This is a genomic window from Halostella litorea (assembly GCF_004785955.1).
GTDB lineage: Archaea > Halobacteriota > Halobacteria > Halobacteriales > Natronoarchaeaceae > Halostella > Halostella litorea.
Genome location: NZ_SJER01000006.1, coordinates 26,342 through 52,124, shown reverse-complemented (window position 1 = coordinate 52,124; position 25,783 = coordinate 26,342). Strand labels below are relative to the sequence as shown.

Genomic DNA, 25,783 nt, shown 5'->3' with positions numbered 1-25,783 from the left:
ATGCTCGCCGGGGCCCCCGACGCCGTCCTCGTGTTCGGCGAGTTCCCCTTCGAGTCCCAGTACGTCACGAGCATCATCCAGGTGTCGCTGTACGTCAGCCTCGCCGCCGTGGCGCTGTCGACGCTCGTGAGCATCCCGACGGCGCTGCTCGTCGGCTTCACCGACTTCCCCGGCAAGCGGCTGGTGACCGCCGTCATCAACACGGGGATGGGGTTCCCGAGCGTCGTCGTCGGCCTGCTCGTCCTCTTTGCCGTGTCCAACCAGGGGCCGCTCGGCGAGTTCGGCCTCGTGTTCACGAAGGAGGCGATGATCATGTCACAGATCGTGCTGGCGACGCCGCCGATCACCGGCATCAGCCTCGCGGCCGTGACGGGCGTCGACGACTCCGTCCGGGACGCCGCCCGCGCGCTCGGCGGGACGCGCCTCGACGTCGCCCTCGTCGTCGTCAAGGAGGCCCGGTACGGCATCGCCACGGCGATTCTCGCGGGCTTCGGCCGGGCGATCAGCGAGGTCGGCTCCGTGCTCATCGTCGGCGGCAACATCGCCGGCGCGGACGGCGTCTCGAAGACGCGCACGCTGACGACGGCGATCCAGCTGGAGGCCCGGCAGGGGAGCTACGACACGGCGATGGTGCTCGGCGCGCTGTTGCTCGTCCTCGTGCTGACGGTCAACGCCGTCGTCGTTCGCCTCGGCGACGGGGGGACGCTGCGATGAGCCTCCGCGTCGACGGGCTCGTACACGGGTACGACGGCGAACCGATCCTGCGGGACGTGTCCCTCGCGGTCGAGCCGGGCGAGGTGCTGGCGGTCATCGGCCCCTCGGGCGTCGGCAAGACGACGCTGCTGCGGTTCCTCGCGCTGTTCGAGCGGCCCGACGAGGGCCGCGTGCTGTTCGACGGGACGGACGCGTGGGCCGCGCCGGAGGACGAGCGCCTCTCGCTCCGCCGGCGCGTCGGGATGGTGTTCCAGCAGGCCAGCCTCTTCGACGCGAGCGTCCGCCGCAACGTCGAGTACGGGCTCCGCGTCCGCAGTTCGTGGGGCGACCGGCTCCGCTCGCTCGTCCGCGGCAACGGCACCGCCGACGCGGTCCGGGAGGCGCTCGGCACCGTCGGCCTCGAACACAGCGCCGACCAGTCCGCCGGCTCACTGTCCGGCGGAGAGGCCCAGCGCGTCGCGTTCGCGCGGGCGCTGGCCTACGACCCCGACGTGCTCCTGCTCGACGAGCCGACGTCGGACCTAGACCCGCGGAACACGGCCGCCATCGAGGACGCGGTCGACGCCGCTCGGGGACGGGGGATCGGCGTGGCGATAGCGACCCACGACATGCACCAGGCCGAGCGGATCGCCGACCGCGTCGCGGTGCTGCTCGACGGGCGCGTCATCGAGGACGGCCCGCCCGAGCGCGTGTTCGAGGACCCCGACGACCCGCGCGCCGCGAAGTTCATCGACGGCGAACTGGTGTACTGACCGGCGCGCCGTCGCCAACTGCTATGGTGGGGGAGCGCGAACCGCCGCGCATGCGCCGGGAGTTCGAGACGCGGCTGTCGGTCGACGGCGCGACGGTCGACGAGCGCGACGTGGCGCTGCTGCGGGCCGTCGACGAACACGGCTCGATCCACGCCGCCGCCGAGGCGCTCGGGCGCTCGTACGCCCGGATGCAGGGGCGCATCGTCGACCTGGAGGACGCCGCCGGCCCGCTCGTCGAGCGCCGGCGCGGCGGGGCCGGCGGCGGCGGGAGCGAACTGACGGAGAACGCCCGCTCGCTGCTGGAGCGGTTCGAGCGCCTCGACGCCGCGTTCGCCGGCGTCGCGGGCGTCGAGGAGTCCGTGTTCGAGGGGACCGTCGTCGAGCGCGACGGCGAACTCGCGACCGTCGACACCGGCGTCGGGCGCGTGCGTGCGCTCGTGCCGCCGGACGCCGACCGGGTCGCCGTGAGCGTCCGCTCGGACGCGGTGACGCTAACCGCGCCGTCGGACCGCCCCGACCCGGACGGCACGAGCGCGCGCAACCGGTTCGAGGGGACGGTCGAGTCCGTCGACGCGGGCGAGGCGGTCGCCGCCGTGACGGTCGACGCGGGGGCCGCGACGCCGCTCCGGGCGCTCGTCACCCGCGACAGCGCCGCGCGGCTGGACCTCGAACCGGGCCGCCGCGTCGTCGCGTCGTTCAAGGCGACGGCGACGCGGGGCGTCGCCGCGGAGTGATCGACGGACGTTAGGACCCCGCCGTGGAAGCCGGTCCCATGTCGGAGGCGTCGGAGCGTGGGCGGGTCGCGGAGCGCCGGCAGGGGTCGGCGGGGCGGGAGCAGTCGGACCGGCGGCCCGCCGACCGCCGGCTATGGACCGCCGCGATCTTCGTGTTCTCCGCGCTCGTCGGCCTCTCGCTCCAGATGCGCGGCGCGATGTTTCCGAGCTTCGCCGCGACGTTCGACCTCTCGGAGGCCGAACTGGGGCTGATCGCGCCGGTGTCGGCGCTTGGCTACGTGCTGACGCTGTTCGGCGTCGGGATGGTCGTCGGCCGCCTCCGCGTCGAGCGGTTCGTCGCGCTCGCGCTGGCCGTCGCCGGCGTCTGCCTCGTCGGCGTCGGGTTCGCGCCGACGTTCCTCCTGCTCCTGGCGTTCGTCTTCGCGCGGATGGTCGCCACCGGCGGCTTCCGCGCGCTCGGGCGGCCCGTCCTCAGCCACCTCTACCCGGCCAACCGGGGCCGGGTGTTCAACTTCCAGACGATGGCGTGGGCCGTCGGCGCGACCGCGGGGCCGCTGTTCGCCACGTTCGTCCTCGCCCGCGGCGACTGGCGGGTCGCGTACGTCGTCGTCGCTGCCCTCTTCCTCGTGGTCGCGGCGTTCGTTTCCCGCCTCCCCGCGCCCGACGGCATGGAGAACGAGCGGTCGCTGTCGCTTGCGGACGTGCGGACGCTGCTCCGCCGCCCCTCGATGCTCGGCCTGAGCGCCGCGATGGCGCTGGTCGTCGGTATCGAGGGCGGCATGTTCACCTGGCTCCCCTACTACGCGAACGGCTTCCTCCCGCGGTCCCGCGCGAACCTCCTGCTGTCGGTGTATCTCGCCGCGTACGTCCCCGGCCGCCTCGCGTTCGGCGCGGTCGCGGAGCGGCTTGGCTACCTCCGGGTCGTGACCGCGGCGGCCGCGCTTTCGGTCCCCGTGCTGTACGCCGTCGTCGCCGTCACCGCCGAGGCGGCGCTGTTCGCCGCGACGTTCTGTGCCGGCCTGCTCGTCTCCGGGCTGTTCCCCACGCTGCTGGCCTGGGCGACCGACCGCGTCCCGGAGTACAGCGGCCCGGTCAACGCCGTCGCGATGACCGCCGGCCAGGGCGGCTACTTCGTCTTCCCCGCCGTGGTCGGCGCGGTCGCGTCGGCGACGACGATGCGGACGGCGATGCACGCCGAGGCGGCCCTCGCGGCGGCGCTCGTCGCCGTGCTGGTCGTGCTGCGCGCCCGGACGTGAGGTGGGGGCCGGGGCGGAGCCGTCAGAAGTGCGCGAACTTGTCCCGGCGGTACAGGTCGATCTCCGTCGTCGCCGTGGGGGACTCCTGCCGGACGGCGAACGCTATCGCCGCGGCCACCTCGGACGGCTCGGTCACCTCGCCGGGGGCGAACCGCTCGTCGAAGGCCGCGGCGTCCTCGTCCTCCGAGAGGAACTCCGTGCGGACCTCCGTCGGGTTGACGACGCTGACGCCGACGCCGTCCTCGCCGGCGCTGCCCGCGAGGCTCAGCGCGAACCCGCGGACCCACCATTTCGTCGCGGCGTAGACGGCGTCGCCCGGACGGGGGTACTGGCCGGCGAAACTGCCGACGAAGACGAGCGACCCCTCGGTCTCGCGGAGGTGGGGCAGCGCCGCGCGGGCCGTGAAGAACGTCCCGTCGACGTTCACGTCCATCATCGTCCGGTAGCGCTCGGTCGACAGCTCCTCGACCGACCCCGCGCGGCCGACGCCCGCGTTCGCCACGACGGCGTCGAGGCGGCCGAACGTCTCGACGGTCGTCTCGACGAGCGCCGCGACGGCGTCCTCGTCGGTCACGTCGGTCGGCACGGCCTCGGCGCGGACGCCGTGGTCGGCCGCAATGGAGTCGGCCAGTTCGGCGATGCAGTCCTCGCTCCGCGCGGCCAGCACGACGTTCGCGCCGTCGGCCGCCAGTTCGCGTGCCGTCGCCGCGCCGATGCCGGAGCTCGCGCCGGTGACGACTGCGGTCCGCCCGTCTAACGGGTCGTCGCTTGCCATACCCGGCCCATCGCCGCGCTGGCAAAAGACGTTGGCGGGGGCGGCAGTTGCTTCGGGGACGGCGGCGCGTCAAGTAGCGCCACGGGCGGCCGTCCGGGTCGACGGGACCCCCGAGCGAATCGGGGAGACGCCGCCGAGTAGCGGCGTCTCCCGCTCACGCGCCGATCCACGGGATGACCGTCCCGAAGAGGCCGGACAGCAGGAAGACGACGCCGAACGCGAGGAGGACGAGCCCGCCCCGCTTGCCCTCGTTGACGAGTTCCGACTCCGACTTGTCGGAGAGGACGAAGTCGCCGGAGTCGGTGGTCGCGTCGATGGCGTAGCTCCGCTCGCCCCAGTCCGACTGCTCCTCGCGGGCCGCGCCCAGCACGTAGACCTCCTCGCCCGGTTCGATCAGTCCCTCGGAGTAGCGGCGGCGCTCGCCGATGCTCAGCGGCCCGATGTCGCGCCGCGTCGCCGTGTCGATCTCCGACTCGGCCTCCAGATACCGCTCGATCCGCTCGGGCGGTTCGTCCCCGCTCCCGACCTTCCAGCGCGACTTCTCGACGTTCAGGTCCCCGTCGGCCGGGAGGTCGACCCGCACCTCGCCGGTCCCGTCGTCGACGACCATCGGCACCGCCGCCCGGTCCTCGTGTTTCGTCGTCCAACTGCCGCCGCCCTGGCCGCTGCTCTCCCACTCCTCCATCTCGACGTGGGTCGCCAGCGCCTCCGACTCGGTGATCGGCGACTCCATCACGTCCCCGTCCGCCGCGGGCCGGGCGACGCCTTTCACCTCGGCCGTCCCGGGCTGAAGCTCCCGGACCGCCGTCGTCTCGGTGTCGTCGATCCGCTCGCTCCGCGCCCGGGCCGTCCGGCCCGTGTTGAGCATGTACAGCCCGACGACCACGAATATCATGCTGACCCCCGAAATCGCGACCCGACTGAGCAAGCTCTCGACCATTATTTGTCGGTAGTTTTCAGCGGCGAAACAAAAACCTTGGCGCGCTGTTTCCCGCGCTGTAGACCGGCCACCTGCGGGCGAAGAGGGGTTACAGCTCGACCGCCCGCCCCGTCTCGCCGGACTCGTATATCGCCGCCATCGCGCGCATGTCGACCAGCCCGTGCTCGCCGTCCGGCTCCAACTCCCGGCCGGTGAGCAGGCGGTTGGCGAAGTAGTCGAACTCCTCCTCCATCTGGTCGACGTCGGGGAACTCGATCGACGCCTCGCTGTCGCCCCGCTTTATCGTCAGCGACGCGGCGTCGCGGTTGAAGAAGGAGGGTTCGAGCAGGAGTTCGCCCTCGGTCCCGACGATCCGGAAGTGGCCCGTCTCGAAGCCGCTCTGCGTGGCGGTGCAGGCCGCCTGCACGTCGTCCGGGAACTCCAGCAGGAAGGAGGCGTACTGGTCGGACACGTCGTCGAACGCGTCGTCGGTGGACATCGTCGACGCCAGCACGCGCTCGGGGTCGGCGTCGAGGACGAACCGCGTCGTGTTCAGCGGGTAGAGGCCGATGTCCATCACCGTCGCGCCGCCCGAGAGGCTCTCGTTCAGCCGCCACTGGTCGGGGTCGGGGATCATCTCCAGCAGTTGCTGGGACATGTGGCCGTGGACCTGCACCGGGTCGCCGACGAAGCCGTCGTCGACCAGTTCCTTCATCCGGCGGACCGCCGGCTCGGTGTGCATCCGGTAGCCGACCATCAGCGGCACGTCGGCCGCGTCGCAGGCCTCGACCAGCCGCTCGGCGCGCTCGACGTCGCCCTCCATCGGCTTCTCGCACAGCACCGCCTTGCCGAGTTCGGCGGCCGTCTCGACGTACTCCAGGTGGAGCGCGTTCGGCGTGACGACGTAGACGGCGTCGTACGCGTCGCTTGCGGCCCCGTCGTGGAACTCGTCGTACGTGATCGCGTGGTCGATGGTGTCGGCCAGTTCGGCCGCCTCCGCGGCCTTCTCGGCCGAACTGCTCACGAGCGTCGTCGTCTCGCAGTACGCCGACGCCTCCACCGCCGGGATCGCCATGTCGCGGGTCCACCAGCCGACGCCGATCATGGCGAACCGGACCGGCCCGTCGTCGGTCTCCGCCTCCCAGTCGCGGCGCGTGAAGTCGTCGAAGTAGCCCTCCAGTTCCATGGGAGGACTGGACGCCCGCGACGGCATAGTGATTCCGCACCCGGATCCCCTCGCCGACGGCGCGTTCGGACCCCGACCCGTTTCCGGCGGCGTCCGGTACGCCCGGCGGCGTCGCGACTACGCCCGAAGCGGGCTCGGAGCGGAGAACGGGGTCGCGGCTACGACTCCTCGACTATCTCGTCGACCCGAGTGCGGGCCGACACCCGCTTCTCGCCGATGGTCGCACCCACGAGGCCGCCGAGGGCCGCCCCGGTGCTCGCCGCGTTCCGACTGAACAGTCCGCCGACGGCGGCACCGATGCTCGCACCGATGGCCGCGTGGCGGGACCGACTGAGCGCTCGTTTGAGTCGTCCTGACATGGTACTGGTTGGTACAGCCCCGACACGAATAAACGTATCCCGGCTGGCACGTCGGAACGAGCGGGCGGGTACCGCGGGACGGTGCGCGAACGGGCCTGCCCTCAGGCGATGTCCCGGCTCGTGTCGACCGCGACCTCCTCGCCGAGGTCCAGCTTGATCGTCTCGTCGGCCGGCCGCCGCGGAACTTCGACACGCGCAGGAAGTTCTCGACGGAGCTTCCTTTCACCTCGGTCTCCAGTTCCCACACCACGTCGGCTATCGTCAGCGTCGTCTCGCGCAGCGGCGGCGGGTCCATCGCGGTGCAGTGGAGCAGCCCGACCGCCCCGGTGTTGACGAGATGCGTCTTGAACTGGTTGAGGAAGTTGACGTAGCGGTTGCGCTCGCCGGTCGCCTCCAGCGGGTTCAGCGTGTCGAGGACGACGTTGGCCTGCCCGTCGACCTGCTGGACGACCCGGCCGGCGTTGTCGATGGGCGTGTCGATGCCGGCGTACTGGATCGAGTAGTCGTCCGTCCGGAGCACCCGCTCCAGGTCGTCCCGGACGGCCGCCTCGGTCCGCAGCGTCGTGATGTAGGCCGTCGGGCGCTCCTCCATGAACTCGTGTAGCAGCGGCTCGCTCTGGCTGTCCGGCTGGGCGAGCAGCGCGACCACGCTGCCCGCGCGGACGCCGCCCTCCAGGTTCCGGTCGATGGCCGTGACGCCGGTCGAGAGCCGCTTTGCCATCGGTTCGATTTGACGCGCCGTCGATATAATCGTATCGACGGTCGCGGCCCGTCACGGCTCTCCCGCCGGCGTCGAGAAGGACGTCCCCGGCGTCGGGGAGGCCCCTCAGAGGTCGGCGAACGCGCCCTCGAAGTCGCCGAACTCCGTCAGTTCCGACAGCAGCCCGTCGAGTTGGGTGCGCAGTTCCTCGCCGCGCTCGACCAGGTCGGCGTAGTCCTCGTTGCCCGACAGCTCCGACTCGGTGAGTTCGGTCTCCAGCGTCGCCCGCTTGGAGGCGACCGCGAAGTACTCCTGCAGAAGGTCGCCGTAGGTGCCCCGCGCGACCATCGTCTCGACGGTGCCGATGATCTCCTCGCGGGAGACGGGTTTCGTCACGTAGTCGTCGAACTCCATGTCGATGATGTCGACGTCGGGGTCGACGGCGGTGAGCATGACGACCCGACAGTCGATCCCCCGGGCGCGCACCTCCTCCAGGACGGCGTCGCCCGGCAGGTCCGGCATCCGGCGGTCGAGCAGCATGACGTCGACCGACTCGTCGACGACGCCGAGCGCCTCGTCGCCGCCGGCGGCGGTGCGCACGTCGTACGCGTCCGACAACCACGTCTCGTAGAGGTCGAGTACCTGGCGGTCGTCGTCGACGACGACCACGGAGGGACGGCCCTCGGCCTTACTCATTGGTGTATCATCACACGTACGACTGATATCGTTTTCGCCGTGTACAGTGTATCGGGGGAACCGGCGACCACGAACCCCTGGGGCCGTGACCGTGGCCCGAAGCGGCTGTAAAACTATGAATCCGGCCGACTTCGCCGCTATTCGACCGTCTCGGCGTCCCGCTCGCGCACCCGGATCCCCTTCGCCGAGAGGTGCTGGAGCTGTCGCCGGGCGTGGTCCTCCTCGGTCGTCCCGCGCGTGGCGAGGACGTACACGAGCGCGTTGCCGGCGGGACGCATCGCCCGACCGGCCCGCTGTGCGCCCTGCCGGCGGGAGCCGCCCAGCCCGGAGGCGATGACGACCAGGTCGGCGTCCGGCAGGTCGATCCCCTCGTCGCCGACCCGCGAGACGACGAGGACGTCGCGGTGGCCGTGGCGGAACTCCGAGAGCAGTTTCTCCCGGCGGGCGTGGCGCGTCTCGCCGCTGAGGAAGGGGACCGACAGCGCCTCCGCAAGCGCGTCGCCGTGGTCGATGTACTCCACGAAGATCAGCGCCTTCGCGTCGCGGTGCGTGGCCAGCAGGTGGCGGACCTCGCGGAGCTTCGCCGGGTTCGTCGCCGCGACCTGCCGGCGGTCGTGCCCGCTCGTGCTCGCGTGTTCCTCCTGGCGCTCGTCGCTGTCCCACGGGACGTACCGGATCTCGACCTCCGGCTCCTGCACGAAGCCGGCGTCGAACAGCGCGTCCCAGTCGGTGCCGATCGGCGGGCCGATGAGCGTGAAGATGTCCTTCTCGCGGTCGTCCTCCCGGATCGGCGTCGCCGAGAGGCCGAGCCGGTGTTTGGTCTGGAGGTCCGCGCTCCGCCGGTACACCGTCGCCGGCACGTGGTGGACCTCGTCGTACACGATCAGCCCCCAGCGCCGCTCGTCGAACAGCTGGCGGTGGCGGTCCATCCCGGCGGTCTGGTAGGTCGCTATCGTGACCGGGCGGACCTCCTTTTTGCCGCCGTGGTACTCGCCGACCTGATCCGCGGACAGCGTCGTCCGGGCCAGTATCTCGTCGCGCCACTGGGTCGCCAGCTCGCGGTTCGGCACGAGTATCAGCGTCTCGCCGCCGACCGCCTCCAGCACGCCGAGGGCGGCGACGGTCTTGCCGCTGCCGGGCGGCCCGACGAGGACGCCCGACTTCACGTCGGTGAACTCGCGGACCCACTCGCGCTGGTACCCCCGGAGGTCGACGTTCAGGTCGATGTCGAGGTCGTCGCCCTCCTCCAGGTCGCGCTCGTCCTGCACGGGGTAGCCGGCCTCGTAGAGGAGCCGCTTGACCTCCGCGACGCGCTCCTCGGCCACCCAGCTCAGGTCGTCCTCGACGGGGGCGCGTAGCTGGCCGTCGTCCAGCCGCTGTCTCGCGACGTTGCCCATCAGGTCGTCGCTGGCCGCCTCCAGCACGGTGTAGCCGTCCTCGTGGGTCCGCAGGACGAACTGGTGGGCGCGCTTCCACTGGTCCTCGATCCACTCCTCCAGCCCGGGGGCCGACTCCGGGAGCACCTGCCGGACGGTGCCGAGCAGGTCGTCGAGCGAGTCGTACGGTGCCTGCCAGACGTCCTCCCGGCGGATCTCGTAGACGTACCCCCCGGAGCCGTTCGCGTCGGCGAGGTGGGCGAACTGCGACAGCTGCGCCCGGGTGAACTGCGTCGGGCTGTCGACGACGACCTCCCGGCGCTCGGGGAACAGCGTGACCCGCTCGCGCTCGGCGACGGCCGCCCAGTCCGACGGAAACCAGACGACCGGGTCGGCCTCCACGTCGAGCCGTTCCACGTCGCCGGCACCCGCCAGTTCGTCCAGCGCGTCCGCCGCGGCGGCCTGCGAGCGGCCGAGCGTCCGCGCCACCTCGCTCGCCGTCACGACCGGGCGGCTCGTCTCCTCCAGGACGTCGTGGAACGCGTCCAGCGTCACCCCCTCCGGATCGTCGTCCGTCGCGTCCGGATCGTCGGCCCCCGACTCGGGACCGTCGCCCGCCGTCCCGGATTCGGCGGCTACGTCCGGCGCGTCGGCAGTCGTCTCTGACTCGTCGGAACCCGTCACTACGCCGGCCTAGCGGCGGCGGGGACAAACGGCTTGCGGGTCGGCGAGGGGCGGCCCGCGAGGGCGGCCGACCGGGGCGGGCGCGTCCGACCCGTTACCGGCCGACGCCGTCGCCGCCCGCGGCCGTGCGGTCCGGCTCCCGGTCCGGGGTCCGCGCGTACAGCGAGTACGCGAGCACGAGGAAGCCGACCGCCGTGAACGCGCTCTGGACGGCGACGCCGGTCTCGATAGTGACGCCGACGAGCTGGTGGAGCGCGCCGGCGATCACCGTGCCAAGCGTGACGAACGCCAGCCCGTAGGCGAGCGCGCGCAGCGCCGGGGAGTGCGTGCGGAGATACGCCCGGTAGGCGAGCGAGGCGACGAATCCGCCACAGAGCAGCGTCGTCGTCTTGCTCGCGACGATCAGGAGGTCCTGTGGGATCATTTGGACATCGTCGTCGGTTACTCCGACGCACGAAGCGATATAAACGGGTGTGCGTTTTCAGAAGCTGAGAACGGCGCGAGAAGTTGAAGCGTGTCGGGGTAAAACCGTGGGGCATGCAAACAGTTTCCGTCGAGGCGACAGTCGGCGATCCGCCCGAAGTCGTGGCCGACCGGCTCCACGACCTCGGACCGCTGATGGAGGCCGCCGACTTCGACGAGGTCCACGTCGACGGCGACCGGGTCCGGGTGGTCAACGCGGTCGGCCTCGCGACGCTCGAACTCACCGTCGAAGTGTTCGATTCCGACGCCGAACTGGCCTACGAGCAGGTCGACGGCATCTTCGAGTCGATGGCGACGTGGTACGAACTGGAGCCGACGGACGACGGCACGCACGTGGCCGTGACCACCGAGTTCGAACTCGGCACCGCGCTGGTCGGCGACCTGCTCGACGCGACCGTCATCGCGCGCCAGCGCCGCAGCGAGCTGGAGGGGCAACTGGAGTACCTCGACGGCGCGGAGCCGTAACGGCCCCGCCGGAGCGGACCGACGCCGTCAGTCCGCTTCGAGGAGCGGCGCCCCGTTCTCCGGCTCCCGACGGCGCGTGAACAGGAAGATGGCGAAGGCGATGGGCGACAGGAACGCGGCGAGCATGCTGGCGCCGAGCAGCGTCATGGCGTTCGAGTCGTCGCCCCCGCTGCCGCCGTCGTCGCCGCCGCCACCGCCGCCGCTGGACTCGTTGCCGCTGCCACCGCCCTCGCCGTTACCGCCGCCCATCGCGGCCTCGTCGTCGACTTCGACGTCGCCAACGACGACCGCCCCCTTCATCCCGAGGGACTGGTGCGGGGTACAGAAGTAGAGGTAGACCCCCTCCGTCTCGAAGGTGTGTTCGTGGGAGTAGTCGGGCGTCTCGATGGACTCGTCGCCGCTCCAGTCGGCCCCCTCCGGGGTGGACTCGACGGCGACGTTGTGCGACCCCTGCACCCACTCCCAGGTGACGGTCGTCCCCGGCGAGACGCGGACCGCCGGCGATTCGTACACGTTGTTCCCGCCCGGGCCGACCTCGACGGTCACCGAGTCCTGGTCGCGCATGTCCTCGGTTCCCTCGAAGTTGGGGACGTCGCTGAACCAGTCGCCGTAGCCGCCCTCCTGGGCGGCGGCGCGCCCGGACGCGGCGGCGGGCGCGGCCGCCGCGAGGCCTGCCGCGCCGGTCGCCTTGAGCAGTCGCCGGCGGCTGACGCCGGCGGGTGTGTCGTTCTCGGTCATCACGTGTGAACGATAGGCGGTAAGGTACTAATACCGGCATCGAAATTCTCACGCCGTGGGAACCCCGGCGTCCCGCGGGCTGTCCGCCCGCCCCGGGGGCTGGCCGCCCCCGGGTCACGCCGTGCCGACCGCCGTCCCGCCCCGCGCCGTCACTCGAACAGGTCCGTCGAGAGGTAGCGCTCGCCCGAGTCGGGGAGGACGGTGACGACGGGGCCGTCCGGGTCCCGCGACGCGACGCGCTCGGCGGCGGCCAGCGCCGCGCCCGAGGAGATGCCCGCGACGATGCCCTCCTCCCGGGCCAGCTTCCGGGTCGCCGCGACGGCGTCCTCGCGGTGGACGGTCTCGACCTCGTCTATCAGCGCCTCGCGGAGCACCTCGGGGACGAACCCCGCGCCGATCCCCTGGATCCCGTGGCTCCCGGGCGATTCGCCCGAGAGGACCGCCGACCGCTCGGGCTCGACGGCCACGATATCGGCGTCGACGCCCCGGACCTCCGTCAGGTACTCCGCGACGCCGGTGATCGTCCCGCCGGTGCCGACGCCGGCGACGAACGCGCCGAGTTCGCCGTCGGTCGCCTCCCACACCTCCTTGCCGGTCGTCAGTCGGTGCGCGCGGGGGTTGGCCTCGTTGCCGAACTGCCCCAGCATGACGGCGTCGTCGCTCGCCGCGCGCTCCTTGGCGGCGTCTATCGCGCCGTTCATCCCGTCGTCGGCGTCGGTCAACACCAGGTCCGCCCCCATCGCGGCGAGCAGCTTCCGGCGCTCCTCGCTCATCGACTCCGGCATCGTCAGCGTCAGGTCGTACCCCTTCGCGGCACAGACGAACGCCAGCCCGATCCCGGTGTTGCCGCTGGTCGGCTCGACGACGGCCGTGTCGCCGTCGAGTTCCCCCGCCGCCTCGGCCGCCTCGACCATCTCGCGGGCGATCCGGTCCTTGACAGAGTAGGGATTGAACTCCTCGAGCTTCGCGAGCACGCCCCCGAAGGCGTCGAGCCGGACGAGCGGCGTCGATCCGACCAGCTCCGTCGCGTCGTCGACTATCTCCGTCATACGTGGGATGGTTGCTCCGCGACGGCGGTCGGGCTGGTCCCGAAGGTGTTCGTCCGGCTGGACTGACCACCGGCCGCCGGGGGGCGGTTCCGCCGCAGTTCTCCGGCGAGGTCGGGGACGACCGAGCGCCTTCCGGGGAACATGGGTCGTGCTATACTATACGTGTGGGAAGTACTAAATTTTTACATCGGTATCGGAGTAACGCGGCGCTATCGGCTTCGGGGAAGTCGCCGCGTTCGTGGACGTCGAACCGAGAGACGACAGGAATCGAGCGCCCCGAGTAGAACGTCACTCCGCGTACAGCGAGTAGAGGATCACGGCGAAGCCGACCGCGGTCAGGCCGCTCTCGACGATGAGCGCCAGTTCCCGGTCGACCTGAAGCACCTGGTCTATCGCGCCCGCCAGCAGCGAGCCCAACGTGACCACCCCGAACCCGATCGCCAGCGCGCGCAGCGCCGGGGAGCGGGTCCGCCGGTACGCCCGGAAGGCGTAGAACGTGATCATGCCGCCGAGGAACAGCGTCGCGGTCTTGAGACCGACGATGACGAAGGGGTGAGTCATGTCTCCTTGCGCACCTCCGACCACATGGCAGCGAGCTGTTCGTCCGGCGAGCGCTCGGGGCGGGTGATCCCCACGTCGAACGACCGCTGCTCGTCCAGAGCGATCCGGACCTCGTCGAACGCGACCTCGTACCGGGTCGTGTGCTGGCCGTCCGACCGGATCTCGGTTCGTTCGGAGAGCAGCGACGCCTCGGAGAGGAGATCGAGCTTCCGGTAGGTGGTCGACAGCGGTACGTCGGCCGCGTCGGAGAGTTCGCTTGCTGTCATGGGCGCTTCGAGTTCCGTGATGATGGCGCGGCAGTCCGGGTCGTCCAGCGCATCGAGGACGTCCTGGAGCTCTGGGGCGTCGTCGTCGCCGAAGGGGTCCCGCACCATTAGCGGATATGCATCATGAGAGACGTATAATTCGTTCGGGTTGGGCCGGCGCGGTCTGCGGGCCGGCAAACAGGGGGCCGGCCCGGCCATAGACCGGGTCGGGGTCGGGTCACGAGTTCGTTACGTCCTCAAGGAACTGCTTGACTATCTTCTCCTCCGCGCGGTGGAGGCTCTCGGAACACGTCGACTTGGCGATGTCCAGCTCCTCGGCCAGCTCGGTCAGCGAGCAGGTGCGGGGCGTGTCGTAGTACCCCACCTCAACGGCCGTCCGCACGAGGTTGAGCTGGTGGTCGGTGAGCAGCTGGTCGGAGTCGATCGTCTGCTGGACGTAGTCGACGGTGTAGGAGACGCCGACCGTGTCGAGTTGCTCGCCCAGTTCGGAGAGGCGGTCCTGCGGGGCCGTCACCGTCCACTCGGCGGCCCCGTCGACGATGTCGAAGGGGAGTTCGAGCGGGACGCCGGAGTCCTGGACCGCAAACAGCAACAGCGGCATCGTCGTCTCGAACTGCACCAGCGCCTCGTCCTCGTAGTCCTGGAGCAGTTCGAGGTCGATCACCTCGTCGTACGCGGCCATGTCGCCGACTAGATCCGGCAGGTCCCGCGCGGCGATCTCAGCGAGCCCGACCCCCGCGGCCTCGTCGGCCAGCGCCGCGAGGATCCGGACCCGCGCGTCGGGGTACGACCGGGACAGGTCCCCGATCCACGTCTCCTCGGGAACGGTCAGCGTGAGTTGCGCCTGTGGCATGTACGAACGTTATGCCGACCGCCGACAATAAGTATTGGCGAATATGTTCGGTTCGCCGGCCGGGAGCCCTCCCCGAGCGTCCGAACATGGTCGGGGGAACCGACAGGGAAACGAGCGTCGAACTGCTACCCGTAATGAGCACGGACACGCCCGACCGCTCGCTCGACGCCAGGCAGATCGACGGCGAGCCGTTCAGCGACATCGTGGCGGAGCTGGACGCGCTCGGCGACGACGAAACGTTCGTCCTCGTCAACAGTTTCGAACCCGAACCCCTCTACGACGTGCTCGAACAGCGCGGTTTCACCTACGAAACCGAACGGGTCGCGGACGACGAGTGGCAGGTGGAGATCGAACACGTCTAGCCGGCGGACGCGCCGACCCGCCGCGCACCGACGGACGGGGCGAACGTGTTCGGGGTAACCCCGACCCGAACGGGGGAGCGACGTTCACCCGCATGACGGACCGAACGCTCGACCTTCGCGACGTGCCGCCGCCGGAGCGCCACCCCAAGATCCACGACGCCTTCGCCGACCTGGAGAGCGGCGAGGCGCTGACGCTGGTCAACGACCACGAGCCGAAGCCGCTGTTCTACGAGATGAAAGCCGAGGTGGACTCGTTCGACGCCGACGGCTACGAGGTCGAACGGCGCGACGCGAACGAGTTCGTCGCCACGCTCCCGAAGGAGTAGCCGAGCGCGCTGGCCGGGATCGGCTACGGCTTCCAGATCGCCGTGACGACGGGGTCCTCCCCAACCGTCTCGTACTCGTAGCCCCTGTCCGCGAGCTTCGGGTAGAGGTGCTGGGGCGCGCGGTCGTTGAACTGCACCAGCACCGTCCCGTCGTCCAGTTCGGGCAGCAGTTCGAGCGTCCGCTGGAGCGGCTGGGGCGGCGGCAGTTCACGCGCGTCCAGCGTCTCGCGGGGGCGATCGGTCGGCGCGTCGGTCCCGGACAACGCGGCTTCCGGTTCGGGCATACACGACGGTTGGGGGGCGACCCGGCAGGTCGTTGCCCCGAACACGTTCGGGACGCTCGTTTCCGCCGGGTAGCGACAACGAACGCGTATGGGATCAGTGTCTCACGACGACGTCGAACCCGTGACCGAGCGCGTCCACGACAACTCGTGGTCGGCCAACCTGGAGAAGCCACACCACGGCGAGGACCGGGACCTCGTCCTCGAGCAGGCCCGGGACGCCGTCGAACACACCGCCCCGGGGAACCACGTCAACCTCGTCACCCACGGGGACCACGGCCACCCCGAGACGTACCTGTACGACGACCTCCGGGCGGCGTTCGACGGGCTCGACCTAGAGTACGTCGAGCAGTGCGGCTGCGGGGGCCACGTCACCCGCGTCCGCGTGGAGGAATAGCGCCGTGCGGCCCAGCGCCGTCGACACGGACGAGCGCCCGTTCGTCCTCGTCTGGGAGGTGACGCAGGCCTGCGAACTCGCCTGCGAGCATTGCCGGGCGGACGCCCAGCCCCGCCGGCACCCGGACGAGTTGACGACCGCGGAGGGGAAGGAACTGCTCGACGCCGCGGCCGACTTCGGCGACGGCCAGCTGGTCGTGCTCTCGGGCGGCGACCCGCTGGCCCGCGACGACCTGGTCGACCTCGTCGAGTACGGCACGGAGCTCGGGCTCCGGATGACGCTGACGCCGAGCGGCACCGGGTCGCTGACGCCCGAGGTGATCGCCGACCTCGCCGACGCCGGGCTACAGCGGATGGCGCTCAGCCTCGACGGCGCGAGCGCCGAGTCACACGACGCCTTCCGCGGGGAGGCGGGGAGCTTCGAGCAGACCGTCGCGGCCGCCGAGACCGCCCGCGAGGCGGGGCTACCGCTCCAGATCAACACGACCGTCTGCGACACGACGGTCGACGAACTGCCGGCGCTGCGCGACCGCGTGGCCGACCTCGGCGCGGTGCTGTGGTCGGTGTTCTTCCTCGTCCCGGTCGGGCGGGGCCGGGTCCTGGACCCCGTCCCCCCCGAGCGCGCCGAGCGCGTGATGGAGTGGCTCCACGAGGTGAGCGACGAGGCCCGCTTCGGCGTGAAGACGACGGAGGCACCCCACTACCGCCGCGTCGGGATCCAGCGGGCGCGCGACGGGGGCGACGCCGCCGGAGCGTCCGGCCCCGGGTCCGGCGCGCCCGGCGACGGCACCGCCGCGCCCGACGCCGACGCCATCGGCCGGCGGGCGGGCATCCGCGCCGGCGACGGCTTCGCGTTCGTCAGCCACGTCGGCGAGGTGTACCCCTCCGGGTTCCTCCCGGAGTCGGCGGGCGACGTCCGCGAGGACGACCTCGTCGACGTGTACCGCGACGCCGACCTGTTCGAGTCGCTGCGCGACCCCGACGGCTTCCGCGGGAAGTGCGGCGCGTGCCCGTTCCGAAACGTCTGTGGCGGCAGCCGGTCGCGGGCGTACGCCCACACCGGCGACCCGCTGGCGAGCGACCCGCTGTGCCCGTACGTTCCGGAGGGGTACGACGGCCCCCTCCCATGGGAATCGGCCGCGGAACCGACCTCGGCCGACTGACCATGTCGGGCGACGGAGCCACGATGGGTCGGTCCGCGGCCCCCGACGACCGCAGCCCCGAGGCGGCCGCCCGGCACGTCCGCCGCCGCGCCGAATCGATCCGGCAGGCGGAACTCGACGCCGCGCTCCGGCGGCTGGAGGCCGCGGGCGACCTCACCGACGCGCAGCGGCGCGCCGTCGACCGCATGACCCGCCGCATCACCGGGACGCTCGTCGCCGCCCCGACCGACGCGCTCCTCTCGACGGACGACGAGGCCGCGGTGGCGACCGCCCTCGAACTGTTCGGGGACGAGGGGCCGGCGGACCGACGGTAGTATATAAACCTTCGGACGGTTCTCACCGCTCTGCGGTGGGCGGGTTACGTAAAAGGGAGCGGTCCTACGTTTCAATTGCCGACAAATGACCGACCATACCGACCTCGATAGACGACGGTTTCTGACGGCAACGGCCGCGGCGACCGCTTCTACAGTACTGCTCGCCGGCTGTTCGTCCGACAGCGGCGGCGGCGACGGTGGCGGCGATGGCGGCGACAGCGACGGCGGCGGTGGAGGCGGTGACGGCGGCGGGGGCAGCGCCCCCTCCGAAGTCGAGAACTACCTGAGCGGCGCGAACAACTACGACGGCGTTGTCGACGAGACTGGCTCGGACGCCGTCGAGGTGGCCGTCGGGCCGAACAGCGAGAACGCGTTCGGGCCCGCCGCCGTCCGGGTGTCCTCCGGAACGACAGTCACGTGGGACTGGAAGAACGGCTCCCACAACGTCATCCCGGACACCGTTCCCGACGGCTCGGACTGGAGCGGCGACGACTCCATCGAGATGCCCGATTACTCCCACGAACACACCTTCGAGACGGCCGGCGTCTACCTCTACTACTGCTCGCCCCACGAGACGGTGGGGATGAAGGGCGCAGTCGTCGTCGAGGAGTAGCGCGCGGCGACGCTTTTCACCGCGGACGGCGGTTTCGGCGCGGTCTACCGCGTTTTCGCATTGACCGGTAGTACCGAGTAGTCCGACGTCCGTTCATCGCGGTCGGCAGTCTCGACGGCGGAGACGCTTCCGAGGAAGAACGAACCGGTCCGTCAGTCCGCCGGGTTACCCGTCATGCCGCCCGAGACCTCAGCCTCGGAGAGGTAACACTGCGGGTCGGGGCCGAACGGGTGGTCGTGGGCGGCGAGCGAGCGCAGCCGCGACGCGCCGCGACAGACGCCCCGGTACTGGCAGCCGGCGCACTTGCCCGTGAGGTGGTCCTCGCGCTCGCGGAGCGCCCGCAGGAGCGGGTTCGAGTCGTCCTCCCAGATCGCGCCGAACGAGCGGTCCCGGACGTTGCCAAGCGAGTAGCCCTGCCAGAACTGCGTGAGGTGGACGTTGCCCTGGTAGTCCACGTCGGCGACGCGCTCGCCGGCCGGGTCGCCGCCGTTGCGCCGGAGGTACGCCTCGACGCGGTCGGCGAGGGCGTCGCCCAGTTCCTCGCGGGCGTACTCCACGAGGTAGGCGGCGTCGCAGTAGTTGCCCACCAGCAGCGTCTCTATCTCCTCGCCGCGGTCGTGGTACTCGCGGGTCATGTCACAGACCCGCCGGACCGCCTCGCGTTTCTCGTCGGGGGCGAGGTCGGCGTCGCGGATCGCCGCGCCCCGGCCGCCGTAGTCGAGGTGGTAGAAACAGAAGCGGTCGACGCCGACGTCGTAGAGGAAGTCGACCACGTCCTCCAGGTCCGGCGCGGTGCGCTCGGTGATCGTGTAGCGCAGGCCGGTCTTGAGGCCGGCGTCGAGGCAGGCCTCGATCCCCCTGACCGCGGCGTCGAACGCCCCTTCCTGCCCGCGGAACGCGTCGTTGCGCTCGCGCAGGCCGTCGACGGAGACGCCGGCGTACTTGAGGCCGGCGTCGCGCAGTTCCGCCGCCCGCTCCGGCGTGATCAGCGTCCCGTTCGTCGAGAGGACGGGGCGGATCCCGCGGTCGGCGGCGTACGCGACGAGTTCGGTCAGGTCGTCCCGGACGAGCGGTTCCCCGCCGGAGAAGAGGACGACCGGGACGCCGTAGTCGGCCAGGTCGTCCAGCAGCCGCTTCCCCTCGGCCGTCGACAGTTCGCCGGGGGCGCGCTCCTCGGTCGCGGCGGCGTAGCAGTGCTCGCAGTAGAGGTTGCACTGCTTCGTGAGGTTCCAGACGACGACCGGCCGGCGCTGCTTGCGCTCGCGGATCTGGTCGGCGTCGGACTCGTCGGCCGCGTCGTAACGCAGGCCGTCGCCCTCGGCGTCCATGTCACAGAGGAGTTTGCTGACCGAGATCATAGCTCGTGGGTGCGGCCCTCCGGGCCGTCGGGGTGGGGTGCCGGCTCCGCCTCGTCGTCCAGGTCGTGCGTGGAGAAGCGGTGCGTCTCGTCGGCGGGGCAGATCCACACGTCCGTTGCGAACCACGCGAACAGCCGCGTCGCCTGCTCGTGGGCGACCTCCGGCGACGGCGCGCTGACGCTCCCGACGTGTTGCATCGGTTCGTCGGCGTCCTCGCGGACGAACACCTCCCACTCGCGTCCGTCCCCGCCGCGGGGGTTGTCCCCGACCTCGTTTCGGCGCGCTTTCTCGACCATACCGAACCCTTCGGCCGAGCGTACAAAACCGGGGACGGGCGTTCCCACACACTGGGAACGCCGCCGCTGGCGGTCAGAGGTGGGGTGGCCGTGTGTCGCCCCGGAGAGCGTTTTGCGTCGACCCGTTTCCGCCCGTTTCACCGACCCCATTTCCATCCGTCTGCCGGACCCAATTCCTGCCCGTCTCTCCCCGCGCCGTCGCAATATTTGCTCCTGTCTACGTTCGGGGAAGCTGTAAGGGGGATGCAAGCGAACGTGCCGACGATGACGGACGACTCAGACCGCGGCTTCGAGACGCGTAGCCTCCACGACGGCCAGGAGCCCGACCCGGCGACCGGGTCCCGCGCGCCGGCGATCCACCAGACCACGTCGTACGTGTTCGAGGACGCCGAGCAGGCGGCGGACCAGTTCGCGCTCGACGAGGCGGGGTACATCTACAGCCGGATCGGCAACCCGACCGTCGAGACGCTGGAGCAGCGCCTCGCGAGCCTGGAGGGCGGCACCGGCGCGGTGGCGACCTCCAGCGGGATGGCCGCGTTCAACCTCGCGACGACGATGCTGGCCTCCGTGGGCGACAACGTCGTCAGCGCGTCGTCGCTGTACGGCGGCACGTACACCTACCTCGAACACACGGCCGCCCGCCGGGGGATCGAGGCCCGGTTCGTCGACACGCTCGACTACGAGGCCTACGAGGAAGCGATCGACGAGGACACCGCGTTCGTCCACTGCGAGACGATCGGCAACCCGGCGCTCGTGACGCCGGACTTCGACCGCCTCGCGGAGATCGCACACGACGCGGGCGTCCCGCTGTTCGTCGACAACACGTTCGCAACGCCCCACCTCTGCAAGCCGATCGAGCACGGCGCGGACCTGGTGTGGGAGTCGACGACGAAGTGGCTCCACGGCTCCGGCACGACCATCGGCGGCGTGCTCGTCGACGGCGGATCCTTCCCCTGGGACGAACACGACTACGAGGAGATCGCCGGCCCGAACCCCGCGTACCACGGCGTCGACTTCAGCGAGCGCTTCGGCGACGCCGCCTTCGCCATGGCCGCCCGCGCCCGCGGCCTGCGGGACCTCGGCAACCAGCAGTCGCCGTTCGACGCCTGGCAGACCCTGCAGGGCGTCGAGACGCTCCCGCTCCGGATGGAGCGCCACTGCGAGAACGCGATGGCCGTCGCCGAGTACCTGGAGGAGCACGACGCGATCGAGTGGGTGAACTACCCCGGCCTGGAGTCCCACGAGACCCACGAGGAGGCCTCGGAGTACCTCGACGGCGGCTACGGCGGCATGATCACCTTCGGCCTCGCGGGCGAGGGCGACGCCGCCTACGAGGCCGCCCGCGGCATGTGCGAGCAGACGGAACTGGCGAGCCTGCTCGCCAACGTCGGCGACGCCAAGACGCTGATCATCCACCCCGCCAGCACCACGCACCAGCAGTTGACCGAGGAGGAACAGGCGGCCAGCGGTGTCGTCCCCGAGATGGTGCGCCTCTCGGTCGGCATCGAGGACCCCGCGGACGTGATCGCCGACCTCGACGCCGCGATCGAGGCGGTGCGGTAACGCGGGATCGCGGCCCTCGGTCGGCGGTTCCCGAACGGCGGAGGAGTACGGCGTCAGTGGTCCGCCATGAACCGCTCGATGCGGTCGAACCCCGTCTCGATGCGGTCCATGCTGTTGGCGAAGCTGAGTCGGAGTTTGCCGGCCCCGGCGTCGCCGAAGCCGTCGCCGGGCGCGACGACGACGCCGTGTTCGGTGAGCAGTTCCTTCGCGACCTCCAGGCTCGACCCCGGGACGTCGGGGTCGAGGAAGGCGTAGAACGCGCCCTCCGGCCGCGGGCAGGTGAGGCCGTCGATGCCGGCGACGCGGTCGACGACGTAGTCCCGGCGCTCGCGGAACGTCTCGTACATCTCCTCGACCGGCTCCTGTGGCCCCGTCAGCGCCGCGATCGCGGCGCGCTGGGCGACGCTGCCGGCGCAGGCGGTCGTGCTCTCGTGGATCTTCGTCACCTCGTCTGCGATCTCCGGCGGCGCGGCGAGCCAGCCAACGCGCCACCCCGTCATCGCGTAGGTCTTCGAACAGGAGTTCACGGTGAGCACGCGCTCCGGGTGGTCGGTGAGCGCCGCGAGGCCGGTCACGTCGCGGTCGTAAGCGAGGCCGGCGTACACCTCGTCGGCGATAACGTAGGCGTCGTACTCGGCCGCGGCGTCGACCACCTCGCACATCGCGTCCTCGTCGTACAGCCGGCCCGTCGGGTTCGACGGCGAGCAGAGCACGACGACGGCCGTGTCGTCGGACATCGCCGCCCGGACCCGGTCGGGGTCGAGCGGGTAGCCCCCGTCAGCCGGCATCGGCACCTCGACCGGCTTCGCGTCGGCGAGATGTGCCTGCGAGATGTAGTTCGGCCATCCCGGCGTGGGGATCAGAAGCTCCTCGCCCGGGGCGACCGTCGCCAGGACGGCCAGGTGGAGCGCCTCCATCCCGCCGTTGGTGATGACGACCTCCCCCGGGTCGGTCGACACGTCGAAGTCAGCGGCCATCCGGTCGGCGACCGCCCGGCGCAGTTCCGGCAGCCCCGCGTTGGCCGTGTAGTGCGTGTCGCCCGAGCGCGCCGCCGCCTCGGCGGCGTCGACGACGTGGTCGGGCGTGTCGAAGTCCGGTTCGCCGACCTCGAGCCGGACGAGGTCGCGGTCGGTCGACTCTGCCATGTCGTACATCACGCGGATCGACGAGCGGTTGACGCGCCGCACCCGCTCGGTGGGACCGGTCATACGCCTGGGGTGGGGGCCGGACACGAATAACGTTCGGGTCGGTGATGGATCGCGCCGGTTTCGGCGCCGCCGGGCGGCCCGGGAACGGCGTCGGAGCCGACCGCGGCCCGGAACCTGTCCCCGGATGAAGGATTATCAGACCGGAACGAAAAGGATCACACATGGACCTGTTGGCGAACCTGACGCTGGTGTTCGTCGCCGGATTCGTCACCGCGCTCGCGACCGGGCTGGGCGCGATCCCCTTTTTCCTCGTCGACGACGTGAGCGACCGCTGGAACGTGATCCTGTGGGGGCTCGCCTCCGGGATCATGGTGGCGGCGTCGCTGTTTGGCCTGATACTGGAGGGGCTCGCCGAGGGGACCGTCCGCGAGGTGATCCCGGGGATGGTGGCGGGCGTCGCCCTCGTCGTCGTCAGCCACCGGATCATAAGCGGCGTCGAACTCCACCCCAAGCAGTACGAGGAGGCCGACTTCAAGAAGCTCGTGCTGATCCTCGGGGTGCTTACCGTCCACAGCTTCCCCGAAGGCGTCGCCGTCGGCGTCTCCTTCGCCGACCTCAACATCGGGCAGGGACCGGCGGTGTTCGGCTTCACCGTCCCGCTGCTCGCGGTGTTTATGACCGTCGCGATCTCGATCCACAACGTGCCCGAGGGCGTCGCGATATCCATCCCGCTCCGGGCGATGGGGGTAAGCGAGTGGCGGATGGCCTGGTGGGCGGTGTTCTCCAGCCTGCCCCAGCCCGTCGGCGCGGTGATCGCCTTCTACTTCGTCCGCACCGCTCGGGAGTTCCTGCCCGCCGGCTTCGGCTTCGCCGCCGGCGCGATGATCTACCTCGTCGCCGCGGAGTTCGTCCCGGAAGCGCTGGAGGCCGGCGCGGACCTGCCCGGCGGCGGCCGCCGCGAGCTGGTCGGCGGGATGGCGGCCGGCGTTGCACTGATGGTGCCGCTGGCGTTCGTGTGAGGTCGTTCGAAACCCGAGCGTCGGCGGCGGCGGTCACACAGTCTCGTCGGGGTCGTGTTGGTCCCGCATGCGGTCGACCTCGCCGGCGTACCGCTCGACCGTCTCCTCGTCGTCGACCGGCTGCAGGTCCGCCGTCGCGACTTCGCGGGTCACGTCCGCGCCCGCGCCGGTGTGCCCGCTCGCCGATATCTGGCGCCGGTAGTACCGCTCCCCATCCGGGGTGGCGTACACCAGCGACACGAGGCCGAGTTCGTCGCGGACGAACGTCCGCTCGACCAGCCACACGCGCGTCGTCTCGTCGCTCATGTTCGGGCGATGGACCAGCAGCCGGATAGTTCTGGCTCTCGCCGGCGCGGACCCGATGGCCGCCGTCGTGGGCCGGGAGCCGTTCGTCGGTGAGCCGGGGGTCACTCGGCGGGCCGGGAGTGTCGGGGGGCCGGGAGTCACTCGTCGCCAAGCGCCTGGAGGACGACGTCCGTCTCGCGCATGAGCTGGTGTTCGAGGTAGCTCCCCTCGCTTTTCCCGCCGCCGGTGTGGCGCGACTCGGTGACGCCGAGGAACGACTGCTCCTTGAGGAGCCGGTACACCCGGTCCTGGCCGAGCGGGTCGCTGCCGCCGCTCGCGGCCGTCGAGCGGTACTCCTCGTATATCTCGCCGGTCGCGAACGCGTCGGCCTGCCGCTCCTCGGTCAGCGTCGCCAGCGCCCGCAGCAGGTGTTTGACGTGTGGGGTCGAACCGGAGACGAGTTCCTGGAAGCGCTGGACCTCGGCTTTCTGCTGGCCGCGCTCGACGTGGGCCTCGGTCACCCGGTCGTCGTTCTCGCGCTCGGCGAGTTCGCCCGCCTTCTGGAGGATGTTTATCGCCTTCCGCGCGTCGCCGTGCTCGCGGGCGGCAAGCGCCGCGACCTTCGGGATGACGCCGTCGGCGAGCACCCCCTCCTTGAACGCGTCCCGGCGGTTTTCGAGGATGTTCCGGAGTTGGCTGGCGTCGTAGGGCTGGAAGATGATGTCCTCGTCCTGCAGGCTGGAGTCGATCCGCTCGCTGAGGCGGTCGCGGAACTCGATCTTGTTGCTGATAGAGATGACCCCGAGATAGCAGTCGGTCTTCCCCGTCTCCTCGGCGCGCGAGAGCTGCATCAACACGTCGTCGTCGCGGAGGATGTCGATTTCGTCGAGGAGCACGATGCAGGTGTCCCGCGATTCGAGCAGGTCCCAGAGGTACCGGTAGTACTCGTTCGCGCCGATCCCCTGCTGTGGGATGTCGGGCGCGCCCTCGGTGGTCGCCGCGAGTTGAGTCGTGATCTCCCGGGCGACGCGGGTCTCGGTGTCCGCGTCCGAGCAGTCGACGTAGACGTGGGAGAACGTCACGTCGTTCCCGGCGGCGATCCGGCTCGCCCGCTGGGTGACGTGGCGGGCGACGAGGCTCTTGCCGGTCCCGGTCTTGCCGTAGATCACGACGTTCGACGGCGGGCCGCCGTCCGTCGCGGGGCCGAGCGCCTGCCCGACGCTCTGAAGCTCGTCGTCCCGCCCGACGATGCGGTCCCGGTCGGGGACGTGTCCGACGCGGAGAAGTTCGCGCCGGCGGAAGATGTCGCCGGTCGCGAACAGGTCGGCGTCGGTCCCTCCTTCCTCGGACATGTCCGTGACAACTCGGAGGATCGGGATAAAGCTACGGGACCTCGGACCGAGTGAAAACGTGAAAATATCCCTCGTCCGGGTGTGTTGCCGCGTAACTGTTTCAGGGACGGGGAGCACACACACCCCAGAAACCGAGTGAAAACGTGATCGAGGGGGGAGGGGGTGGTGGGGAGCGGTGGGGGGAGATCGCGGGGTGGTATATAAAGAACTCGTGTTGCCTTGTCTCCAGTCCCTAGCGCGATCTCTAATACTTCGCTAGAACTGATCTAAGAGCTTCTTTCTCTCTATCTGTTGAGTATGTTGTATGTATGTATTGCTTGTACAGTAAAATATATAATAACGCGATAGTACAAGCGCAAGCCGAGCTAGAGATAAGCTAGACTCGATATTCCCTAGTAGATATTACTAGAGTAGTGCTACTAGTTGCTAGTCTCTACTAGGATCATGACAGCATGCATATTTTAAGAATCTTATGTGTGGTTGCTGTCTGATCGGGCTGTCACTAAAACGTCCGCTAGAGGACTTGAAATACCGTATCTCTCCGAGTTGTCGATCACACCGCAAACGGGGAGTAGGCGAGGCCGGAGCGGGGGTTGGGGGCAGGGCCGTGTTTCCGTTTTCACTCGTTCTCTGGGGTGTGTGTGCTCCCCCGATCTTCACTCGGTCCGAGGGGTGTGCCTTCAGGATACCCCACGGAAACCCCAGTGAAACCCCGGTTTTTCACTCGGTCCGAGGGGTGTG

31 protein-coding genes are annotated in these 25,783 nt (G+C 70.4%); 13 read left to right on the top strand and 18 right to left on the bottom strand.

Going from position 1 to position 25,783, the window contains the following annotated elements; all coding sequences use genetic code 11:
• The 4 genes from EYW40_RS16915 to EYW40_RS16900 are packed head-to-tail and all read left to right on the top strand — an operon-like array spanning position 1 to position 3,456.
• Positions 1-714 (top strand): ABC transporter permease, encoded by a 714-nt coding sequence (locus EYW40_RS16915; RefSeq protein ID WP_135822837.1) that lies wholly within the window; start codon positions 1-3, stop codon positions 712-714.
• On the top strand, positions 711-1,466 hold the full coding sequence (locus EYW40_RS16910) for an amino acid ABC transporter ATP-binding protein (RefSeq protein WP_135822836.1): 756 nt from the start codon (positions 711-713) through the stop codon (positions 1,464-1,466). The genes EYW40_RS16915 and EYW40_RS16910 overlap by 4 nt, the downstream gene beginning before the upstream one ends.
• 50 nt (positions 1,467-1,516) lie before the next feature.
• Positions 1,517-2,200: a TOBE domain-containing protein gene (locus EYW40_RS16905; RefSeq protein ID WP_135822835.1), complete on the top strand. Its 684-nt coding sequence runs from the start codon at positions 1,517-1,519 to the stop codon at positions 2,198-2,200.
• Between the two features lie 38 nt (positions 2,201-2,238).
• On the top strand, positions 2,239-3,456 hold the full coding sequence (locus EYW40_RS16900) for an MFS transporter (RefSeq protein ID WP_135822834.1): 1,218 nt from the start codon (positions 2,239-2,241) through the stop codon (positions 3,454-3,456).
• 22 nt (positions 3,457-3,478) lie between these two features.
• Here the strand turns inward: EYW40_RS16900 and EYW40_RS16895 are convergent, their stop codons facing one another.
• From EYW40_RS16895 to EYW40_RS16860, 7 genes are all read right to left on the bottom strand, one after another.
• Positions 3,479-4,231: an SDR family oxidoreductase gene (locus tag EYW40_RS16895; protein WP_135822833.1), complete on the bottom strand. Its 753-nt coding sequence runs from the start codon at positions 4,229-4,231 to the stop codon at positions 3,479-3,481.
• A 154-nt stretch (positions 4,232-4,385) separates the two neighbouring features.
• Positions 4,386-5,171 carry a GIDE domain-containing protein gene (locus EYW40_RS16890; protein ID WP_135822832.1) on the bottom strand — a complete coding sequence of 262 codons (786 nt, stop codon included), beginning with the start codon at positions 5,169-5,171 and terminating at the stop codon, positions 4,386-4,388.
• Positions 5,172-5,259: 88 nt separating this feature from the next.
• Complete coding sequence (gene gfo6 / locus EYW40_RS16885) at positions 5,260-6,336, bottom strand: D-xylose 1-dehydrogenase Gfo6 (protein WP_202614582.1); 1,077 nt, start codon at positions 6,334-6,336, stop codon at positions 5,260-5,262.
• Between the two features lie 117 nt (positions 6,337-6,453).
• Positions 6,454-7,416: an RAD55 family ATPase gene (locus tag EYW40_RS20465; RefSeq protein WP_375137161.1), complete on the bottom strand. Its 963-nt coding sequence runs from the start codon at positions 7,414-7,416 to the stop codon at positions 6,454-6,456.
• Positions 7,417-7,521: 105 nt separating this feature from the next.
• Positions 7,522-8,091: a response regulator transcription factor gene (locus EYW40_RS16870; protein WP_135822829.1), complete on the bottom strand. Its 570-nt coding sequence runs from the start codon at positions 8,089-8,091 to the stop codon at positions 7,522-7,524.
• 137 nt (positions 8,092-8,228) lie between these two features.
• On the bottom strand, positions 8,229-10,151 hold the full coding sequence (locus tag EYW40_RS16865; protein WP_135822828.1) for a DEAD/DEAH box helicase: 1,923 nt from the start codon (positions 10,149-10,151) through the stop codon (positions 8,229-8,231).
• A 94-nt stretch (positions 10,152-10,245) separates the two neighbouring features.
• Positions 10,246-10,575, bottom strand: a complete 330-nt coding sequence (locus tag EYW40_RS16860; RefSeq protein ID WP_135822827.1) for a DUF7521 family protein — start codon at positions 10,573-10,575, stop codon at positions 10,246-10,248.
• Positions 10,576-10,688: 113 nt separating this feature from the next.
• Between EYW40_RS16860 and EYW40_RS16855 the strand changes: the two genes are divergently transcribed.
• Positions 10,689-11,099, top strand: coding sequence for an SRPBCC family protein (locus EYW40_RS16855; protein WP_135822826.1), 411 nt, complete (start codon positions 10,689-10,691; stop codon positions 11,097-11,099).
• A gap of 27 nt (positions 11,100-11,126) precedes the next feature.
• Here the strand turns inward: EYW40_RS16855 and EYW40_RS16850 are convergent, their stop codons facing one another.
• From EYW40_RS16850 to EYW40_RS16830, 5 genes are all read right to left on the bottom strand, one after another.
• A complete protein-coding gene (locus tag EYW40_RS16850) occupies positions 11,127-11,837 on the bottom strand; it encodes a halocyanin domain-containing protein (RefSeq protein ID WP_135822825.1) in 711 nt (236 codons plus the stop codon).
• A gap of 149 nt (positions 11,838-11,986) precedes the next feature.
• Complete coding sequence (cysK, locus tag EYW40_RS16845; protein WP_135822824.1) at positions 11,987-12,886, bottom strand: cysteine synthase A; 900 nt, start codon at positions 12,884-12,886, stop codon at positions 11,987-11,989.
• A gap of 288 nt (positions 12,887-13,174) precedes the next feature.
• Positions 13,175-13,447, bottom strand: a complete 273-nt coding sequence (locus EYW40_RS16840) for a DUF7521 family protein (protein WP_135822823.1) — start codon at positions 13,445-13,447, stop codon at positions 13,175-13,177.
• Complete coding sequence (locus EYW40_RS16835) at positions 13,444-13,821, bottom strand: winged helix-turn-helix domain-containing protein (protein ID WP_135822822.1); 378 nt, start codon at positions 13,819-13,821, stop codon at positions 13,444-13,446. The genes EYW40_RS16840 and EYW40_RS16835 overlap by 4 nt, the downstream gene beginning before the upstream one ends.
• A gap of 109 nt (positions 13,822-13,930) precedes the next feature.
• On the bottom strand, positions 13,931-14,566 hold the full coding sequence (locus EYW40_RS16830; RefSeq protein WP_135822821.1) for a helix-turn-helix domain-containing protein: 636 nt from the start codon (positions 14,564-14,566) through the stop codon (positions 13,931-13,933).
• 134 nt (positions 14,567-14,700) lie between these two features.
• Here EYW40_RS16830 and EYW40_RS16825 point away from each other — a divergent pair, with 134 nt between their 5' ends.
• Positions 14,701-14,928 (top strand): DUF2249 domain-containing protein, encoded by a 228-nt coding sequence (locus EYW40_RS16825; RefSeq protein WP_135822820.1) that lies wholly within the window; start codon positions 14,701-14,703, stop codon positions 14,926-14,928.
• Between the two features lie 92 nt (positions 14,929-15,020).
• The gene (locus tag EYW40_RS16820; protein ID WP_135822819.1) at positions 15,021-15,254 is read left to right on the top strand and encodes a DUF2249 domain-containing protein; all 234 of its coding nucleotides are present in this window, start codon (positions 15,021-15,023) and stop codon (positions 15,252-15,254) included.
• 23 nt (positions 15,255-15,277) lie between these two features.
• On the opposite strand, the gene EYW40_RS16815 is transcribed toward EYW40_RS16820, so the two are convergent.
• Positions 15,278-15,538, bottom strand: a complete 261-nt coding sequence (locus EYW40_RS16815; RefSeq protein WP_135822818.1) for a DUF2249 domain-containing protein — start codon at positions 15,536-15,538, stop codon at positions 15,278-15,280.
• A gap of 88 nt (positions 15,539-15,626) precedes the next feature.
• Between EYW40_RS16815 and EYW40_RS16810 the strand changes: the two genes are divergently transcribed.
• The 4 genes from EYW40_RS16810 (at position 15,627) to EYW40_RS16795 (ending at position 18,021) form a co-directional block, all read left to right on the top strand.
• Positions 15,627-15,932, top strand: coding sequence for a CGCGG family putative rSAM-modified RiPP protein (locus EYW40_RS16810; protein ID WP_135822817.1), 306 nt, complete (start codon positions 15,627-15,629; stop codon positions 15,930-15,932).
• Positions 15,933-15,936: 4 nt separating this feature from the next.
• Entirely contained in the window at positions 15,937-17,094 is a 1,158-nt protein-coding gene (locus EYW40_RS16805) for a TIGR04053 family radical SAM/SPASM domain-containing protein (protein WP_135822816.1), read from the top strand.
• A 2-nt stretch (positions 17,095-17,096) separates the two neighbouring features.
• Positions 17,097-17,408 (top strand): hypothetical protein, encoded by a 312-nt coding sequence (locus EYW40_RS16800; RefSeq protein WP_161973231.1) that lies wholly within the window; start codon positions 17,097-17,099, stop codon positions 17,406-17,408.
• Between the two features lie 85 nt (positions 17,409-17,493).
• Complete coding sequence (locus tag EYW40_RS16795) at positions 17,494-18,021, top strand: halocyanin domain-containing protein (RefSeq protein ID WP_135822814.1); 528 nt, start codon at positions 17,494-17,496, stop codon at positions 18,019-18,021.
• A gap of 152 nt (positions 18,022-18,173) precedes the next feature.
• Here the strand turns inward: EYW40_RS16795 and EYW40_RS16790 are convergent, their stop codons facing one another.
• Positions 18,174-19,379, bottom strand: coding sequence for a TIGR04347 family pseudo-SAM/SPASM protein (locus EYW40_RS16790; protein ID WP_135822813.1), 1,206 nt, complete (start codon positions 19,377-19,379; stop codon positions 18,174-18,176).
• On the bottom strand, positions 19,376-19,675 hold the full coding sequence (locus EYW40_RS16785) for an Htur_1727 family rSAM-partnered candidate RiPP (RefSeq protein ID WP_135822812.1): 300 nt from the start codon (positions 19,673-19,675) through the stop codon (positions 19,376-19,378). Before EYW40_RS16785 ends, EYW40_RS16790 begins: the two co-directional genes overlap by 4 nt.
• A gap of 264 nt (positions 19,676-19,939) precedes the next feature.
• Here EYW40_RS16785 and EYW40_RS16780 point away from each other — a divergent pair, with 264 nt between their 5' ends.
• On the top strand, positions 19,940-21,238 hold the full coding sequence (locus EYW40_RS16780; protein ID WP_202614581.1) for an O-acetylhomoserine aminocarboxypropyltransferase/cysteine synthase family protein: 1,299 nt from the start codon (positions 19,940-19,942) through the stop codon (positions 21,236-21,238).
• Between the two features lie 53 nt (positions 21,239-21,291).
• On the opposite strand, the gene EYW40_RS16775 is transcribed toward EYW40_RS16780, so the two are convergent.
• A complete protein-coding gene (locus EYW40_RS16775) occupies positions 21,292-22,446 on the bottom strand; it encodes a pyridoxal phosphate-dependent aminotransferase (protein ID WP_135822811.1) in 1,155 nt (384 codons plus the stop codon).
• A gap of 161 nt (positions 22,447-22,607) precedes the next feature.
• Here EYW40_RS16775 and EYW40_RS16770 point away from each other — a divergent pair, with 161 nt between their 5' ends.
• Positions 22,608-23,405, top strand: coding sequence for a ZIP family metal transporter (locus EYW40_RS16770; RefSeq protein WP_135822810.1), 798 nt, complete (start codon positions 22,608-22,610; stop codon positions 23,403-23,405).
• Between the two features lie 33 nt (positions 23,406-23,438).
• Here the strand turns inward: EYW40_RS16770 and EYW40_RS16765 are convergent, their stop codons facing one another.
• Complete coding sequence (locus EYW40_RS16765) at positions 23,439-23,711, bottom strand: DUF7967 family protein (RefSeq protein ID WP_135822809.1); 273 nt, start codon at positions 23,709-23,711, stop codon at positions 23,439-23,441.
• 137 nt (positions 23,712-23,848) lie between these two features.
• Positions 23,849-25,042 carry an orc1/cdc6 family replication initiation protein gene (locus tag EYW40_RS16760; protein WP_135822808.1) on the bottom strand — a complete coding sequence of 398 codons (1,194 nt, stop codon included), beginning with the start codon at positions 25,040-25,042 and terminating at the stop codon, positions 23,849-23,851.
• Between the last annotated feature and the right edge of the window lie 741 nt (positions 25,043-25,783).